General features: G+C 79.5%; 1 protein-coding gene. It reads left to right on the forward strand.

From position 1 onward, the window contains the following. A partial coding sequence (locus tag LPA54_RS40995) for a LysR substrate-binding domain-containing protein (RefSeq protein ID WP_228985485.1) occupies window positions 1–320 on the forward strand: 320 nt, incomplete at its 5' end. Window positions 321–400: the final 80 nt, after the last annotated feature.

Below are 400 nucleotides of genomic sequence, written 5' to 3' on the forward strand. Positions count from 1 at the left end.
CGTGGATCGCCCCGGTGCCGGAGAGCCCGTGCCGGCTCCAGGTCATGGCCGCGTGCGGCGCGGCCGGCGTCGCCCCGGAGGTCGTCCACCACGCCGGCGACTGGACCGCCACGGCGCATCTCGTGGCCCACGGCCTCGGCGTGGCCCTGATCCCCCGTCTGGCCCACGTCACCCCGCACCTGCCGGTCACCCGCGTCCGCTGCGCGGGCGACCCGCACCGCAGACTTCTGACCGCCACCCGCACCGGCGGCCACGCCCGCCCGGCCGTCGCGGCGGCCCTCGGCGAACTGCGCCGGCTCGCGCCGGCAGCGCTCGCCTGACCCGCCGCCGGCCGTCAGGCGTCCGTCGCGTTCCGTCCCGGCGCCCCCACCCGCAGCCCGTCCATGACGAGGTCGAGCTG

The organism is Streptomyces sp. DH12 (assembly GCF_020873895.1).
Classification (GTDB): Bacteria; Actinomycetota; Actinomycetes; order Streptomycetales; family Streptomycetaceae; genus Streptomyces.